Origin of the sequence: Pseudoalteromonas sp. 23_GOM-1509m (assembly GCF_000518425.1) — a bacterium.
GTDB classification, from domain to species: domain Bacteria; phylum Pseudomonadota; class Gammaproteobacteria; order Enterobacterales; family Alteromonadaceae; genus Pseudoalteromonas; species Pseudoalteromonas tetraodonis.
The window spans coordinates 35,058-50,514 of the sequence record NZ_JADO01000021.1 but is presented as its reverse complement, the minus strand read 5'-3'; the positions used below and the strand labels follow the sequence as shown (position 1 = coordinate 50,514).

Sequence of the window (15,457 nt, the reverse complement as noted above, 5' to 3'; positions counted from 1 at the left end):
ATCAGCGTTATTCAGCCACTATTAGCGGTTTTTCCATAAAGTAACGAGTGCCATTAAGTGGGTAATTATCAAGTTGATATTTAACTTGGTAACCCCGTTTTTCGTAAAAAGGTTTGGCTTGAAAATCTAAGGTATCAAGTTGTGCTTGAGCAGCGCCTTGTTCAATCGCCGCGTGTTCTAATGACATTAATAACGAATCGGCCAAACCACTGCCCCGCGCAGATTCATCGCACCATAACCAGCTTATTAGCAACCAGTTACCAAACACATGACCGCTTATGCCTGCAACTAACTCACCTTGTTTATCGAGATATTTAAAGCCAAGAGGTTGACGCTGTGCGTCGAAGTGCTGAGCATTAAACTCAAGCATGTGCGCGCGCAGTGCTTGATTTAATTGCTCAGAATTATCGGGATGTAATAGGTACATTGGATGATTCCAAATAAACCTATATTAGCAAATACCTGATATTAAAACAGGTTGTTTTGCCCAAAGGGCACTTCGAGCATATTACTGGAAATTTTTTCCGGTTGACCACACATTTCATCATAAGCACTGGTGTGCCTTAGCATCATTTGTGCATAGGCGATATCTTCAAAGCGTTTTTGAATATGTAATGGGCTTAGTGCCTTCACAAATTCACCATTACTTTCTTGTACATAGTATTCAACATTATTAATGACAACAGACACTTGGTACAAGGCCATTTCCAGTGAATGAACAACCACTTTTTGTAATGGCTGATGCTTTTTTAGTTCTGAAAATTGAATACCCATAGTAACCTACCTACTGTTAAATTAACTGTCCAAGTAATCAATACGCAGCTTTGCTATAATCGCGATCAATATTTTTTAATTACACGGCATTATGGATACAAAAATTCGACTCGCTAAATACATTGCTCATGCCGGTATTTGCTCACGAAAACAAGCGTCGCGCTTGATTGATGAAGGCGTTGTCATCGTTAATAATCGCCCCGCTAATCATATTGATCATGTGGACGAAAACGACCGTGTTATCGTTAATGGTCACGCCATTAAAGGCCCAGCCGATTTAGTGTACTTTGCCTATCACAAACCGGTAGGGATTGACTGTAAACTCAATCATCACGACCCCAGCAGCCTTATTCATCACCTGCCTCAACTTACCCGTGTTTACCCTATTGGCCGCCTTGATAAAGATTCTCGTGGTTTAATTATCTTGACCAACGACGGAGACTTTTGTAATCAACTGATTCATCCAGACTTTCATCAACCTAAACGCTACTTAGTCACTGTGAATAAACCATTAGACGCGCATTTTTGTGAAAAAATGGCGGCAGGCGTCCCCGTTGATAAGCAAATAACACGACCTTGTGAAGTAGTTAAAATAGCGAGTAATCAATTTAGTATTGTTTTAAAACAAGGGCTCAACAGGCAAATACGTAAAATGGCGCATTACTGTGGCTACACAGTCATTGATTTATACCGCGTACAGATCAGTGAATTACTATTAGATAATTTAAACCTCCCAGAAAACCACTTTATAAAAATTAACAAAAACGATATTTTAAGCCAATAAGCTCACACTAATTCCCTCCCTTTAGCGTGATTAAAAAACAAAAAATAAACTTGCAAAAATAGATTACAGGTGTAGTCTTAAATAAAAGATTACACTTGTAGGCAATAAAATGATCGAATTATCAAAAGCAGAATTTGAAGTGCTGGATGCACTCTGGATTAACTACCCCGCCACAGCCAGCCAAATTATTGAGCGTTTAAGTGACGATAAACAATGGCACGAAAAAACCATTAAAACCTTATTGGGTCGTTTAGTAAAAAAAGGCGCGCTTAGCTTCGAAAAAGACGGCCGCCAATATATTTACACCCCCTGTATAAAGCGTGCTGATTACACTTTAAAAGAGAGTAAGAACTTCATAGAGCGCTTTTTTAGTGGTCGTATTGCCCCTTTGGTAAGTGGCTTCGCTAAATCGGAGCAACTCTCTCAGCAAGATATAAACGAGCTTAAAAAAGTCATTGATGACTGGGAAAAGAATCAAAAGTAAGGAGTTAGCATGGCGATTCAAATAGGATTTAATTGGCTCATTGAGCAGCAGCTATTATTAAGTCTGTTGTTTGCAGGGTTTGTTTTACTGGAGCGCTTTGGCTTAAAAACCCTTGGTTCACGCTTTGTGTATAAATTAGCTTGGTTAATACCTGTATCAGTTCTGTTGGCTAATTTACCTAGTGCAATTAAGCCACTGCAAAATAGCGGCATTAGTTACCATTTAATCACACCTAATCAGGTACTTACAAACAGCTTGAGTGTTAGTTTGGCGCTACTGTATGTCATTATTACCACGGTCCTATTAATTGCCGCTGTTGTTACCCATACCCGATTTGTCAAAGGCCTACAGCTCACTGAATTAGCGAACTTTAAGCAGGTAATAACCGGAGTAAAAACTTATACCAGTGCTCAGGTGGCTACGCCCATGGTCATTGGTGTTTTTAATAGCAAACTGGTATTGCCGCACAATTATAATACTCAGTTTGATAATACTACTCTGGCGCTTATTCTAGAGCACGAAAACGTGCATATAAAGCGCAAAGACAACCTTATAAATGTGCTGCTATTACTGGCTACAATTTTATTGTGGTTTAACCCTCTGGCTTGGATGGCTTATGCAAGCTGTAGACGTTTGCAGGAGCTAACTTGTGATGAACGGGTACTAAGCAATAAAACCACACAGCAACAAATTTTATACAGCAAAGCCTTAATAAACTGCGCTGCCAATGCGCCAGCGGGTCTGATGGCTTATTCACACTACGGAGATAAAAAAACCATGTTACAACGACTTACTAATATCAAACATAACGGCGCACATTCGCGCCTAGCAAAAGGAAGCGTGTTACTTATAGCAGCAAGCTTGCTCAGTGGCTTAGCTGTAGCAAAGCAACCTGAAGCATCAGCTAAAAAAGAAACATCTATCGCTCCCGTAATGCGAATCGAACCGCTTTACCCAAAACAAGCGGCGGAACAAGGCATTAGCGGTTCAGTGGTATTAAAATACGACATAACCCCAGCAGGCAAAACAGCTAACATTACTGTTGTAAAAGCTGAACCAGAAGCAGTCTTTAACAAAGAAGCAAAAAGAGCACTGATGCAATGGCAATATACGCCTTCATCAATGGGACAACAGAACGTACTAATACAACTTGATTTTGCACTCAACAGTACAGTTACAAAAAGTGATTTAATAGAGCGAGTTAACATATCGCATTAATGGGAATAAGTGTTTAAGACTATAAAGCAAGCACCCTTTTAGGCTGCTTGCTTTGTGGTTTTTGCTTATTCTCGTTATAAACTGACGGCGATCATGCCAATAGCGGTGCCTATTCCCACCAGCCAAGTGATCGAGCGAATAATATCGAGGTTTAAATAATAAAAAGTACAAAATAAAATACGCGCTACAATATGCGTCATCGCTAAAGTTTCGGTTACGGCATTAACATTGTTTGTGCCTAATACAGCAGCCAAAGCAACGGCAAAAACCGCTAACGATTCAAAACAGTTTTGATGAGCAGCCAGCGCCCGTGCTCCGAGTCCTGTAAGTTGTGTTTGTTGTTGCCGCGGATGTTTATTATCGTAACCACCGAGCTTATTCATTTCTATAATAGCTGGGATTCTCGCAACATAAGGCATGATCACTGCAATTAAGGCGCAAACCAATAAAATCGTCATTATAATTCTCGAGTTATTATTTATGACCCAAAATAACACAGCAAATAGAAAAAAGCCGCCAAATATAAATAACCTGAGCTCTGGCGGCTAGCAGTAACATCCCTCACACTATAGCCGATTTAAGCAGTGCGTCACTGTGGCAAATTGTCGCAGGTGATGAATATTCATTATGCCTTTTTGATGGTCGCTTTAATGCCAGAGTACTGCTAAATTAGCTCTCCACTTTTTTGTATGTTATTTAAGATGATTTGGATTTTACTCACTATTTTTGCCGCATTTATGCAGTCATGGCGTAATGCACTGCAAAGCAAATTAAGCGCTCATGTCAGCGTTGCTGGCGTTACTCTAGCCCGCTTTATTATCGCAAGCCCTATTGCAGGGCTGTATTTATATGCGCTTTATTATTACCAAGATGCGCCGCTCCCTTCATTTAATCCTTTATTTATTAGCTATATTATTGGAGCCAGCATAGTGCAAATTATTGCCACAGGGCTCATGGTGAAGTTGTTTAAAATGAACAATTTTGCAGTAGGCGCCGGCCTTGCTAAAAGCGAAGCGCTAATGGCGGCGATATTAGGGTTACTATTTTTTGGTTCGGCGCTTTCATTTTTAGGTTGGATTGGTGTATTTATTGGCGCACTTGCTGTATTGCTATTAAGCGGCATTGCGAATGTGAAACATTTTAGCTTAAAAACCGCCTTAACAGGGCTTGCTTGCGGTACTTCGTTTGCGTTGTCATCGTCATGGATCCGCGAAGCAAGTTTAAGCTCGGGTATAGCTTTTCCTTATGCACCCGCGTGGGTTTTGTTACTGATTATTAGCTTGCAAACACTGATGTTATGTATATACATTGCTTTAAAAGAGCGCCATACCTTTAAAATGATGTATCAATATAAGAAAATGACAAGTGCAGTGAGTGTATTTAGCTGCTTAGGTTCCGTAGGCTGGTTTAGTGCCATGAGCTTACAACATGTCGCCTATGTAAAAACGCTCGGTCAAATAGAAGTATTTTTTACCATGTTAATCTCTATTTTATGGCTAAAGCAGCCGCTAAAGCGCCAAGACAGTGCGGGGCTAGTGCTGATTGCAGTGGCTGCCATATTGGTTATGCTGCCAAGTAGTTAAAAAAAGCGCAGGTATAAATCTGCGCTTGTTTTTTAATCTAACAATTAATGACTAATTTTTAAGGTGATGACACCACAAATAATCATTAATACACCAGCAATACGGCCAAAAGTGGCTGCATCACCATAAAATAATATACCAACTAAAAACGTACCTGCTGCGCCAATACCCGTCCATACCGCATAAGAAGTCCCCATAGAGATTTGCTTTTGCGCTAACCAAAGCATAAAGCCACTTGCGACCATAAACGCGATTGCAATTGCAATGCCTTGCCAACGGGTATCTGGGTTTTGTGAAATTTTTAAGCCTATGGGCCAACCAATTTCAAGTAACCCTGCAATTATTAAGTACATCCACGCCATTAAACATCTCTCTTTTTCAATATCACTTCATATAAATCACTGCGGCGGTCTTTTAAGTTACGCACGGTACCTTCACTGTGAAGTATTTTTAACTTGTCCATATCTAAGTCGCTAAATAATAGCATTTCGGTATTGGTGGTGGCCTCATTTAGTGTGGCATCGTGTGGAAATGAAAAGTCAGACGGTGTAAGAACAGCAGATTGCGAGTACTGTACATCTAAACTTTCTACTTCGGGTAAATTACCCACCGAACCTGCGATAACCACATAACATTCGTTTTCAATAGCGCGCGCTTGTGCACAGTGGCGAACACGTAAATAACTATTTTTGGTGTCGGTCCAAAATGGCACAAATAAAATATCAAGCCCTTGGGTTGCTAAAATACGCGACAACTCTGGAAACTCAACATCGTAACAAATTTGAATCCCTACGCGACCGGCATCGGTTTCAAATACCGCTATTTTATCACCGCCTTGAATCACCCAATCATTATGTTCATGCGGGGTGATATGAATTTTACGTTGCTCATCTATTTTGCCACTGCGGTGGCACAGGTAACTCACGTTATAGATTTTATCACCCTCGGCAAGCGGCATAGAGCCGGTGATAATATTCGCGTTGTACTCAATTGCCATCCGCGACATCGCGTTTTTAAAAGTCTCAGTGTATTCAGCTAAATAACGAATGGCTTCGGTTTGATTACTTTGCTCAGTTAACCCCATCAATGGCGCGTTAAAGAACTCCGGAAATAAAATAAAGTCGCTTTTATAATCAGACACCGTATCAACAAAGTATTCAACTTGCTTAAGCATTTCTTCAACCGACTCAACACAGCGCATTTGCCACTGCACAGCCCCAACACGTACGATTGATTTAGTCGACTCAATAACGGTATCGGTTGGCTCAAACATAATGTTATTCCACTCAAGTAACGTGGCATAACCTACTGATTCTTGATCCTCTGGAAGGTACTTTTTAAGTAAACGCTTTACCTGAAAATCGTTAGCTAATTGAAAGCTCAATATAGGATCGTATATCTCTTTTTGATCCACCTTGGCAATGTATTCCATTGGCGTCATATCGTCGCTGTGATTGTAATAACGCGGAATGCGGCCACCCGCTAAAATAGCGCGTAAGTTATATTGGCGACATAATTCTTTACGGGCATCATAAAGACGACGCCCTAAACGCATGCCTCGGTACTGCTCACTAATAGCAACATCTAAACCATATAGCGCGTCACCTGTGGTATCACTAAATACACGGTCATGGCCATCAGCAATATCTTCATAGGTGTGCGGGTTTGAAAAACGTGCATAATCCACTTGTACACTCAGCGCTAAACCCACCAGCACGCCATCATCAACAATACCAATTTGCCCTTCAGGGAACTGATCTATAAGTCTAAAAATTGTATGGCTTGGCCATGCGCCGCCTAAATCAGGGTACGCTTCGTCCATCAAGATTTTAATTTGTGGGTATTGTTCTCTGCTTAAATTACAAATTTCAAGATGGGTTTTTTCTGCCGACATATACAACTCCTTTAGGCACGTAAAAATCAAAAAAGCTGAACAAATGCTCAGCTTAATTAGGTTTATGCGTTATGGTTCGCGCTAGGCGCTACTTTAAACTGCGATAAAAAAGGGTGGTTACACGCTCTTTTGGTAACCAGTTTGCATATTCAAGGCCAAGTTCTGATAATGGATCGGCTTTGAGGACTTGCTCTAAACTGGCATCGTTTTGCATAGCATTAAGCATAACATCTTTCGCTTTTTGTACCAGCTTACGATACGTCATTAGCCCTGAACGGTCGCTTATCGGGCCATGCCCTGGAATAACGGTTGTTTTTTCATCAATTTGTTTGATCACATCATCAACCGCTGCTAAAACACCATCAACACTACCGCCACTATCTACATCAACAAAAGGTAAGCTTCCAAAGTTAAAATATATATCGCCCATGTGCACTATGTTGTCGTTACTAAAAAAGATAACCGAGTCGCCATCTGTGTGTGCATTTGAGTAGTGCACAACATGCGCATGCTCATTGTTAAAGTGCAGTTTTAAATCATGGCCAAAACTAATACGCGGTAAGTAATCAGAACCCTCACCATGTTTTTCTTTTAAGCGTTTGTGTACATTGTCGTGAGCAATCACATGTGCGCCCGCTTTGGCAAAGTTCTCGTTACCCCCAGTATGGTCGCCATGATGATGGGTATTAATTACAAACTCGGCACTGCCTGGCTTTAAGTCGCTAATGGTTTTTTTTATATCGTCGGAAAGCTTGGCAAACTGATCGTCAATAATATAAATGCCATCATCCCCCACGCTTGCGGCAATGTTACCGCCTTGACCAAATAACACGTAAACATGTTCACTTAATTGTGTAGCCGTAACAGGGTTTTCATCCGCAAATGCATAATTGCTTAACAGTAAACTGGTGATTAATGCCGGTAGTAATTTTTTCATTTTTGTTTTCCTATAATTGCTTTATCTGGGTTATAAAACGTTATTACTACTTATTTAGCTCACTTTGCATCCAAGGCTAGTCGTTCATTGGTGCAATTTCAATTTGATGCATTAATGCTTGCGGTAATAATGGCGTGTGCTTACCTTTTACATATTCATCAAAGCCAGCTCGATAAAACTCAGAAAGTGGGTGGCCTGATTGCCCACCCGGAATCGTTAAAATAGCATTCTTTAAGTGCCCAGGCTGAACAATAAAACGCTGTGATGCGCCAAAACTACGTTTTTGCACCGCTGGCATATAACTGTCACCAAACCCGGGCGCTGTTGGCATGTTAAGTAACTTACTTAGTATGGGCATTTGTTTAGCAAACGGGTGCTCAATCGCTAATTCGTTTACTTTTCCCCACTGCCAGTTTTGTATGTTACTACCAAACCTTGATGTTAACTGCGTGAGTGTTTGCTCAAATGCGCCCTGTAATTGCTGCTCCCAATTAGTAAACTGCGGATTAACCCAACTTGTTGGCTGAGCCTTTATTAACTGCCAAACAGCAGGCTCTAAATCACGTTTCACATATTTTAATGTGCCATCTTGCTGGTTGAGTGTTGTCTCAATACTGCTAAATAAAATATTAATCAGTTCATCACGATACGTCTTTACTAAGGTATACCCTATTGATTGCGGGCAAGCGCATTGCTGCCAGTTTTCGAGGGCATTTATGTGATCTTTATAGCGCGTGGGCTGCTTTTTTAACTGCTCAAGCAATAAGGCATGCCAAGGCATTAAAAATCGTGCTTGGTTATCTAACTGCAACTGATAAAAATCACTTTCATTAAAGCGTTGTTTTTCAAATAGCCTATCGCGAATTTGCGTTGCACGGGCTCCAAGCGCATAGCCGCCATTACCAAAACGGACGTTATCATCAGCAGATACCACTCGAGAATTACCTGTCCATAATCGCCCGTTTTCAGGATTTTTAATAAAAGGTCGATCGATTTCGTTTTGCTGCCAAAGCGCGGAGTAATCTTCTTCTTTTACGGCTAATTCACTAGGTGTTTTTCGCGCAGGTATACCGCCCATATTTTTCCATGCTGCACTTCCTTGGTCATCGACCACCAGCAGGTTTTGCACAGGAATACCTACGTCACTTGCAATATCAAGCGCATCATCAACAGTCTGTGCTTGCTCAAGCTGTAATAGCTGCATATTAACGGCGTATGGTTGATGTGCAGTCCAGCTCAGTGCGTAAGGCTTTTCATTAATGTATTTTACCGGTCCATATTCACTGAGCGTAAGAGAGTAACTTTCTACTTTGCCACTGGGTAATGCAATAGGCTCATCTACTTGCCACATTGTGCTATCGTTATTTAGCGCAATCCAATCGGCGGTATCTAAATACCCGTTGGTAAACCCCCATGCAATGTTGTTATTTGTGCCTACTACAATCGCCGGCGCTCCTGGAAGCGAGACACCCGTTACCTGCATGGGTTTATTATTTAATGAATAGTTTAATTGGGCCCGATACCAAATAACCGGCACAGCCATTGATAAATGCATATCATCAGAGAGCATCGCAGCCTGAGTATGGGTTAAATTTGAGGTCACTGCCCAATTATTACTTCCCACTTCTAAATTAGCTTTAATGGTTTTAATCGCGGTGATTGGCTGCGATAAAAGCTCGGGGATTGGGTTATTCAAAAGAGCGAGCTGACTGCCATCCAATGCGGCTTGATATTGGCTAGGCTGCGTTAAAAAACTTACCATTTCAGCCCCGTACTGCTGCTCTATTTGAATTAAAGCTTGGTCGCGCTCAAATGTAGATGACTGTAAATCAAGGTACATGCTAAAAATAACTAATAAACTGTCTTCACTTTGCCAAGGCTTTTGCTCAGCCCCCGTGAGTAAATATTCAAAACTTGGGTACCCTACTTGTGCAAGGCCTTCATTTACACCTTGGGCATAACTGCGTAGCAGCTGTTTGTCGGTCTTCGGGAGGGTTTTTAAAATAGCTTGGCTGCGTTTACGTAATTGGTGAAAACGCATTTTTTTATCAAGCCCAAGCGCGGCTTCACCAAATAGTTCGCTTAGCTCACCGGCCGCATTACGACGTAATAAATCCATTTGAAAAAAGCGGTCTTGCCCATGAGCATACCCTAAGCCATAGGCAGCGTCATGACGAGTAGTTGCAGTAATAACGGCTTGACCAAGCGTATCACGAGCGACTTTAACGGGCTGTGTTAACGCATCACTTCGGCCTTTACCATCAAGGGCTGGCAAACTTAAGGTCAAAACGCCGTAAACAATTGCAGTACTGGCGAGCGCTAAAATCACAACAACCAATAGCAACCGTTTGATTACTTTAAACATAAACATACCCTCTAACTATTTCAATAAACTATTATTAGCATATATTCATATTCGTTCTATTAAAAACGCTACGAAAAGCGGGTAAAGGGTGAAATAAACATCAAAATCCACGATAATACACAGTTCATGTATTGTGCAGACCTAGTTGAGATCAAAATGACTGAAAAAACATTTATTAAAGGTAAAGACCGCGATTTAGAATCGTCTATCTCTACCATGCAAAACAAGCTAAAAGCGCTGAATATTAATATTGAAGAAGCGCTGTGGCTTAACCCTGTAGCAAACTGTTATTCAGTTCATATAAAAGATAGCGACTGCGGTGTGATGTTTACTAATGGTAAAGGTGCCACTGATAAAGCCTCTATTGCCTCTGCGCTAGGTGAATATTTTGAGCGTTTAAGCTGTAACTACTTTTTTGCTGATTTTTACTTAGGCGAAGAGTTCGCCAATGATGACTTTACTCATTATCCAAACGAGAAATGGTTTAAAGTTGAAAACGATGAAATACCGCAGGGTATTATGGATGAAAGCTTATGGGATTATTTTGACCCAGAGCGTGAATTAACTGCATCACATCTTTATGACTTTAACTCTGGCAATTTCGAACGTGGTATTTGTTCTGTGCCGTACACTCGTCAGCGCGACAACCAAGACATTTATATTCCGGTGAATGTGATTGGTAATATTTTTGTTTCTAATGGTATGAGTGCCGGTAATACTAAATTTGAAGCCCGTGTTCAGGGATTATCTGAAGTATTTGAGCGCGCTATTAAAAACCGCATTATTGCCGAAGGTATCAGCTTGCCAATCGTGCCTGAAGAGGTGGTAAAACAATACCCTAAAATTCATGAAGCTTGTGAAGAGCTGCGTAGCCATGGCTTCCATTTACGCATTGCGGATGCATCACTAGGCGGTAAATACCCAGTAATGAGTGTCACGCTTATAAACCCTGTTGATGGGTCAGTATTTGCTTCTTTTGGTGCCCACCCTTCATTTGAAGTAGCGCTAGAGCGTACCGTTACTGAATTACTGCAAGGTCGTCGCCTAGATCAACTAGACGTATTCCAACCTGCTACATTTGATAACGACGAAGTCGCTACTCCTGAGAACATTGAACTGCACTTTATTGATTCAAGCGGTTTAATTTCACATGACTTTTTCCGCTCTGAAGCAGATTTTGAATTTGTACATTGGGACTTTAGTGGTTCAACTGAGCAAGAATACAACTTCTGTACTGATTTAATTCATAGCATGGGTCACGATATCTATATTATGGATTACACCCACTTAAACGTGTATGCATGTCGTATTTTAGTTCCTGGTATGTCAGACATTTATCCAGTAGATGAGTTAATTTGGCGCAACAATAATGAAGGCGCTAAATTCCGTGAAGACTTCTTATCGCTTGATCAGTACGATAGCGAACAATGGATGGAAATTTACGACAACCTCGAAGAAGCAGGCCACAGCGATATTATTCGCGCAGCTGAATTCATTGGCTTAGCAACCGACGCCGATACACCTTGGCACACACTACGCATTGGTGAGCTTAAAGCACATTTATGCTTAGCGGCGGGTAATGAAGAAGCTATTGACTGGGTTGATTGGATTTTGCATACCGGCCAAGTAAACGACGAAGCGATGCGTCACTTTCGTTGCTTAAAAGCAATCCTTGAAATTAAATATGATGACGAGCGCGAATATGCAAGTTATCAAGATGCATTAGGTTTAATGTTTGGTAGCGACAATGTCACGCTTGCTATTGAAATTGCTGAAGGTCGTAAATTATTTAACGGCTTAACTTTCCCAGGCTTATCGCTTGAGGGCTTTAAAAAGCATGCAGCACTTCTTGATGGTTACCGCAAATTACACGTTGCAAAGCAACAGCATTGGGCGCGCGAAGTTAGCGACTCATAACCACACCTAAACTACTAATTATAAAAATAAAATGGCGCATTTTTAACTGCGCCATTTTTATTTCTTCGATAAATTGACTATAGTTAGCCTGTCTTGATTAACAACTTAATTACACTCTATGTCCCCGCAGCGCAAAAACAAACGCACCCGAATTAATAACGCTAAGCTGACTTTTTTATTATCGCTGGTGTTGATAATCACTATCAGCTTGGTGCTTGATCACGTCAATTATCACCGTGAGAAAGATGCTTATCGATTACGCACTCTGTCGCAGGTAAGTACCTATAGAGCACAACTTGAAGCTGTATTAGTGTCTAATATTCAACTCATTCGTGGCTTAGCTATTGCTGTTGCCGCTGAGCCAAACTTAGATCAAACTCGCTTTGAACAAATTGCAGCCCCACTTTTTGAAACCTCAAATGAGCTACGTAACATTGGCGCGGCGCCAGACATGGTAATAAAAATGACCCATCCGCTTAAAGGTAACGAAAAAGCGATAGGTCTTAATTTTTTGGAAAATAAAGCACAGCGCGAAGATGCCATTAAAGCAAGAGACACGAATACGATCGTGATGGCAGGTCCACTTCAGCTTGTCCAAGGCAGCGAAGCCTTGATTGCGCGCGTACCAGTATACTTGCCAGAAAATAACGCCTTTTGGGGATTGCTCTCAGTGGTACTCGATATAGAAAAAGTTTATGAAAACTCGGGGATTATTGAACTACAGCAAAATTATAATATAGCAATACAAGGACGTAATGGATTAGGTAAGCAAGGTGAGTTTTTTTTCGGTGACCCCTCTATTACTGATCAAGACCCTCTAGTATTTACTTTAAACTTTCAAGGAGGTGTTTGGCAGCTTTATGTTATACCCAAGCAAGGCTGGCAACCAGTGAGTTCTTCGATCTGGCCTTTACGGTTCATTATTTTAACCGTGTTAGGCTTGCTCATTTCTGCCTTTTTGTTTTATCTAAAAATACTCAACCGTGAACAAGAAAGCGAAAGAATGCTTGAGGTGATGAGTAATTTAGCACAAGTCGGTGCATGGTCGTTTAACTTAGAAAAAAAACACGTGTTTTGGTCAGATATGACTAAAAAAATATTTGAATACCCATTAGATGAGCAACCAAAATGGTCAGAAAATTTAAATTATTTTAAAGAAGGTGAAAGTAGAGAAAAAATCGCTAAACTGGTTGAAAGAGCAATTAAGCATGGTGAAAGTTACGAAACTGAGCTTGAAGTGATCAATGCAAATGGTCAGCCTGTATGGGCACTTGTTCACGGTGAAGCTGAACTTAAAAATGGCCGTTGTGTAAGAATATTTGGTTCATTACAAAATATTGATGCCCGTAAAAAAGTAGAATTAGAAAATCGCAAAATTGCTCGTTTTAACGAAACCTTGGCCTCCTTAACGGTGAGTGATGAAATATTAAATGGCAAACTGAGCCAATCTAAAGAATTAATCACGCAGTCTATTTGCCAAGCCCTTGAGGTAAACAGCGCCAGTATAAAATTGTTTAACCAACAAAGAACCCAGCTAATTCAATTTGCGAGTTTTAATCGTTCAGGTAGCGAAAATAATATTCCGTGGCTGCAAGAAACTATTCCTGACTTTTTTACCGCAATAGAACGAAAAGCGATATTTTGTGTTGATAATGCTCAACAACATCCCTACTTAGCCCCCATCAAAGAAAGCTACCTTCAACCGTTTTCAGTAAAGGCGATGCTGTGTGTTCTTATTCCTGCAAGCAGTGGCTCTATTGGAGTAGTATGTGCTGAGCAAGATATAGTTAGAACATGGAGCCATAATGAAGAAAGCTTTTTAATTGCTGTAGGGGCTTTAATTGGCAGCCTTTACTCTAGCCAACAACGTATAGAAACAGAGGCACAACTAGTCAAGGCAAAAGAAGCCGCAGAACAAGCTGTGATTGCAAAAAGTGAGTTTTTAGCCAGCATGAGCCATGAAATTCGCACACCCATGAATGGGGTGTTGGGAATGCTTAATATTGTTAAAGCAACCCAATTAGATCAACAACAAAAGCATCATATTAAACTTGCACAATCATCTGCAGAGTCATTGTTAGGAATTATTAATGATATTTTAGACTTTTCTAAAATAGAGGCTGGTAAGTTAGACATTGAAAATATTCAATTTAATTTACCTCGCTTACTGGGTGAAGTGGTTGAGTCATTTGCATTAAAAGCCGAGCAAAATAACACCACGTTAATTTTGGATGCAACACACATCACCAGCAGCGAATTTATTAGCGATCCGAATAGATTACGTCAAATTTTAAGTAACTTAATTGGTAATGCCGTTAAATTCACCCAAAACGGTGAAATATTGGTAACCGCTAAAATAGCCCACACACTTGACGCCACAGTTTTAGAATGTGCAATCGCTGACTCAGGTATAGGAATCAGCGCAGAGAAACAGCCCCATTTATTTGACTCATTTACTCAAGCAGACACATCAACCACACGCCAATATGGTGGCACAGGCCTGGGTCTTGCTATTGTAAAGCAGCTGTGTGAGCTCATGGGTGGCAAAGTGAGTGTGAGTAGTACACCAAATGAAGGCAGTACATTTTCCTTTTTTATAAAGATAACCCCTCAATTAGTTCAACAGCACGAAGCATATCAAGCAATTAAAAATAAGCGTATTTGGGTTATTGATGATTGCTTACTCAATACCACTATTGCCAAAAAACAATTAACTCGCTGGGGGGCTAAGGTCAGCACGATCTGCGATTACCTGTCTATAAGTGCCTACATTAATAGCCATGAAGATACCCCACCAAACATTGTGCTCGTTGACAGTGCTTTATTTGAACCATTATACGAAGCTCAAGCACTCGCACTTAAGCAGTTTTTAACAAGAAGTAGCGGCCATTTAATTATTATGGCTCCCATGAGTTATACAAATAAAAACGCGACCTTACCATTAACCGAAGAAACCCTCGTATTTAAACCACTCACCCCTTTTGATTTACAAAATGCGCTGACTGCAAAAAGCACAATCGAGCAAACACACGTTGATACACAACTAAAGTCGCTTGCTGCCACTGAGGTTATGACAGATACACTCGCGGCGCATGTTTTATTAGTAGAAGATAATAAAATTAACCAAGTTGTTACCGCTGCTTTTTTAAAACAGTTGAACGTGACATTTGAGATTGCTGAAAATGGTGCTGAGGCAGTTGAAACGTTGAATCAAAACCCAGCTAACACTTATCAATTAATATTAATGGATTGCCAAATGCCTACGATGGATGGCTACCAAGCAACTATTGCCATCAGAGAAGGCAAAGCAGGCAAGGTAAATAAAAACATAACAATAATAGCGCTTACCGCAAATGCAATGCAGGGTGATAAAGACAAATGTTTGGCCACTGGTATGGATGACTATTTAACTAAACCCCTCAATGCCACAACTCTTCATTCTAAGCTCCAGCAATGGCTTACAAGCAAATAACAGTGTAAGCTAAAAATAGAATTTATTAG

Annotated in this window: 13 protein-coding genes; 6 read left to right on the top strand and 7 right to left on the bottom strand. The window is 40.6% G+C overall.

What is annotated here, in order from left to right; translation table 11 throughout:
- Nucleotides 1–7: 7 nt before the first annotated feature.
- Together N523_RS0109180 and N523_RS0109175 are read right to left on the bottom strand one after the other, a co-directional pair.
- Nucleotides 8–427, bottom strand: coding sequence for a GNAT family N-acetyltransferase (locus N523_RS0109180; protein ID WP_028834870.1), 420 nt, complete (start codon nt 425–427; stop codon nt 8–10).
- A 41-nt stretch (nt 428–468) separates the two neighbouring features.
- A complete protein-coding gene (locus tag N523_RS0109175) occupies nt 469–774 on the bottom strand; it encodes a DUF6482 family protein (RefSeq protein WP_013463720.1) in 306 nt (101 codons plus the stop codon).
- 91 nt (nt 775–865) lie between these two features.
- On the opposite strand from N523_RS0109175, the gene N523_RS0109170 reads away from it, so the two are divergent.
- From N523_RS0109170 to N523_RS0109160, 3 genes are all read left to right on the top strand, one after another.
- A complete protein-coding gene (locus N523_RS0109170) occupies nt 866–1,558 on the top strand; it encodes a pseudouridine synthase (protein WP_013463719.1) in 693 nt (230 codons plus the stop codon).
- A 109-nt stretch (nt 1,559–1,667) separates the two neighbouring features.
- Complete coding sequence (locus N523_RS0109165) at nt 1,668–2,042, top strand: BlaI/MecI/CopY family transcriptional regulator (protein WP_013463718.1); 375 nt, start codon at nt 1,668–1,670, stop codon at nt 2,040–2,042.
- A 9-nt stretch (nt 2,043–2,051) separates the two neighbouring features.
- Complete coding sequence (locus N523_RS0109160; protein ID WP_028834871.1) at nt 2,052–3,260, top strand: M56 family metallopeptidase; 1,209 nt, start codon at nt 2,052–2,054, stop codon at nt 3,258–3,260.
- A gap of 74 nt (nt 3,261–3,334) precedes the next feature.
- Here the strand turns inward: N523_RS0109160 and N523_RS0109155 are convergent, their stop codons facing one another.
- Nucleotides 3,335–3,718 (bottom strand): MAPEG family protein, encoded by a 384-nt coding sequence (locus N523_RS0109155; protein WP_013463715.1) that lies wholly within the window; start codon nt 3,716–3,718, stop codon nt 3,335–3,337.
- A 243-nt stretch (nt 3,719–3,961) separates the two neighbouring features.
- Between N523_RS0109155 and N523_RS0109145 the strand changes: the two genes are divergently transcribed.
- Nucleotides 3,962–4,843 carry a DMT family transporter gene (locus tag N523_RS0109145; RefSeq protein ID WP_028834872.1) on the top strand — a complete coding sequence of 294 codons (882 nt, stop codon included), beginning with the start codon at nt 3,962–3,964 and terminating at the stop codon, nt 4,841–4,843.
- Nucleotides 4,844–4,887: 44 nt separating this feature from the next.
- Here N523_RS0109145 and N523_RS0109140 read toward each other — a convergent pair whose 3' ends face one another.
- From N523_RS0109140 to N523_RS0109125, 4 genes are all read right to left on the bottom strand, one after another.
- Nucleotides 4,888–5,205 carry a DMT family transporter gene (locus N523_RS0109140; protein ID WP_016900225.1) on the bottom strand — a complete coding sequence of 106 codons (318 nt, stop codon included), beginning with the start codon at nt 5,203–5,205 and terminating at the stop codon, nt 4,888–4,890.
- A complete protein-coding gene (locus N523_RS0109135) occupies nt 5,205–6,737 on the bottom strand; it encodes a carbon-nitrogen hydrolase family protein (protein WP_028834873.1) in 1,533 nt (510 codons plus the stop codon). Before N523_RS0109135 ends, N523_RS0109140 begins: the two co-directional genes overlap by 1 nt.
- Nucleotides 6,738–6,825: 88 nt before the next feature.
- Entirely contained in the window at nt 6,826–7,674 is an 849-nt protein-coding gene (locus N523_RS0109130) for an MBL fold metallo-hydrolase (protein WP_013463711.1), read from the bottom strand.
- A gap of 76 nt (nt 7,675–7,750) precedes the next feature.
- Complete coding sequence (locus N523_RS0109125) at nt 7,751–10,039, bottom strand: penicillin acylase family protein (protein WP_028834874.1); 2,289 nt, start codon at nt 10,037–10,039, stop codon at nt 7,751–7,753.
- 156 nt (nt 10,040–10,195) lie between these two features.
- On the opposite strand from N523_RS0109125, the gene ycaO reads away from it, so the two are divergent.
- Together ycaO and N523_RS0109115 are read left to right on the top strand one after the other, a co-directional pair.
- Nucleotides 10,196–11,956: a 30S ribosomal protein S12 methylthiotransferase accessory factor YcaO gene (ycaO, locus tag N523_RS0109120; protein WP_013463710.1), complete on the top strand. Its 1,761-nt coding sequence runs from the start codon at nt 10,196–10,198 to the stop codon at nt 11,954–11,956.
- 118 nt (nt 11,957–12,074) lie between these two features.
- A complete protein-coding gene (locus N523_RS0109115) occupies nt 12,075–15,428 on the top strand; it encodes an ATP-binding protein (protein WP_028834875.1) in 3,354 nt (1,117 codons plus the stop codon).
- The last annotated feature ends 29 nt before the right edge of the window (nt 15,429–15,457 follow it).

Excerpts from the sequence above, each read along its gene's own strand:
- N523_RS0109180 (WP_028834870.1), bottom strand. The coding sequence starts at position 427 with ATGTACCTATTACATCCCGATAATTCTGAGCAATTAAATCAAGCACTG.
- N523_RS0109175 (WP_013463720.1), bottom strand. The coding sequence starts at position 774 with ATGGGTATTCAATTTTCAGAACTAAAAAAGCATCAGCCATTACAAAAA.
- N523_RS0109170 (WP_013463719.1), top strand. The coding sequence starts at position 866 with ATGGATACAAAAATTCGACTCGCTAAATACATTGCTCATGCCGGTATT.
- N523_RS0109165 (WP_013463718.1), top strand. The coding sequence starts at position 1,668 with ATGATCGAATTATCAAAAGCAGAATTTGAAGTGCTGGATGCACTCTGG.
- N523_RS0109160 (WP_028834871.1), top strand. The coding sequence starts at position 2,052 with ATGGCGATTCAAATAGGATTTAATTGGCTCATTGAGCAGCAGCTATTA.
- N523_RS0109155 (WP_013463715.1), bottom strand. The coding sequence starts at position 3,718 with ATGACGATTTTATTGGTTTGCGCCTTAATTGCAGTGATCATGCCTTAT.
- N523_RS0109145 (WP_028834872.1), top strand. The coding sequence starts at position 3,962 with ATGATTTGGATTTTACTCACTATTTTTGCCGCATTTATGCAGTCATGG.
- N523_RS0109140 (WP_016900225.1), bottom strand. The coding sequence starts at position 5,205 with ATGGCGTGGATGTACTTAATAATTGCAGGGTTACTTGAAATTGGTTGG.
- N523_RS0109135 (WP_028834873.1), bottom strand. The coding sequence starts at position 6,737 with ATGTCGGCAGAAAAAACCCATCTTGAAATTTGTAATTTAAGCAGAGAA.
- N523_RS0109130 (WP_013463711.1), bottom strand. The coding sequence starts at position 7,674 with ATGAAAAAATTACTACCGGCATTAATCACCAGTTTACTGTTAAGCAAT.
- N523_RS0109125 (WP_028834874.1), bottom strand. The coding sequence starts at position 10,039 with ATGTTTAAAGTAATCAAACGGTTGCTATTGGTTGTTGTGATTTTAGCG.
- ycaO (WP_013463710.1), top strand. The coding sequence starts at position 10,196 with ATGACTGAAAAAACATTTATTAAAGGTAAAGACCGCGATTTAGAATCG.
- N523_RS0109115 (WP_028834875.1), top strand. The coding sequence starts at position 12,075 with ATGTCCCCGCAGCGCAAAAACAAACGCACCCGAATTAATAACGCTAAG.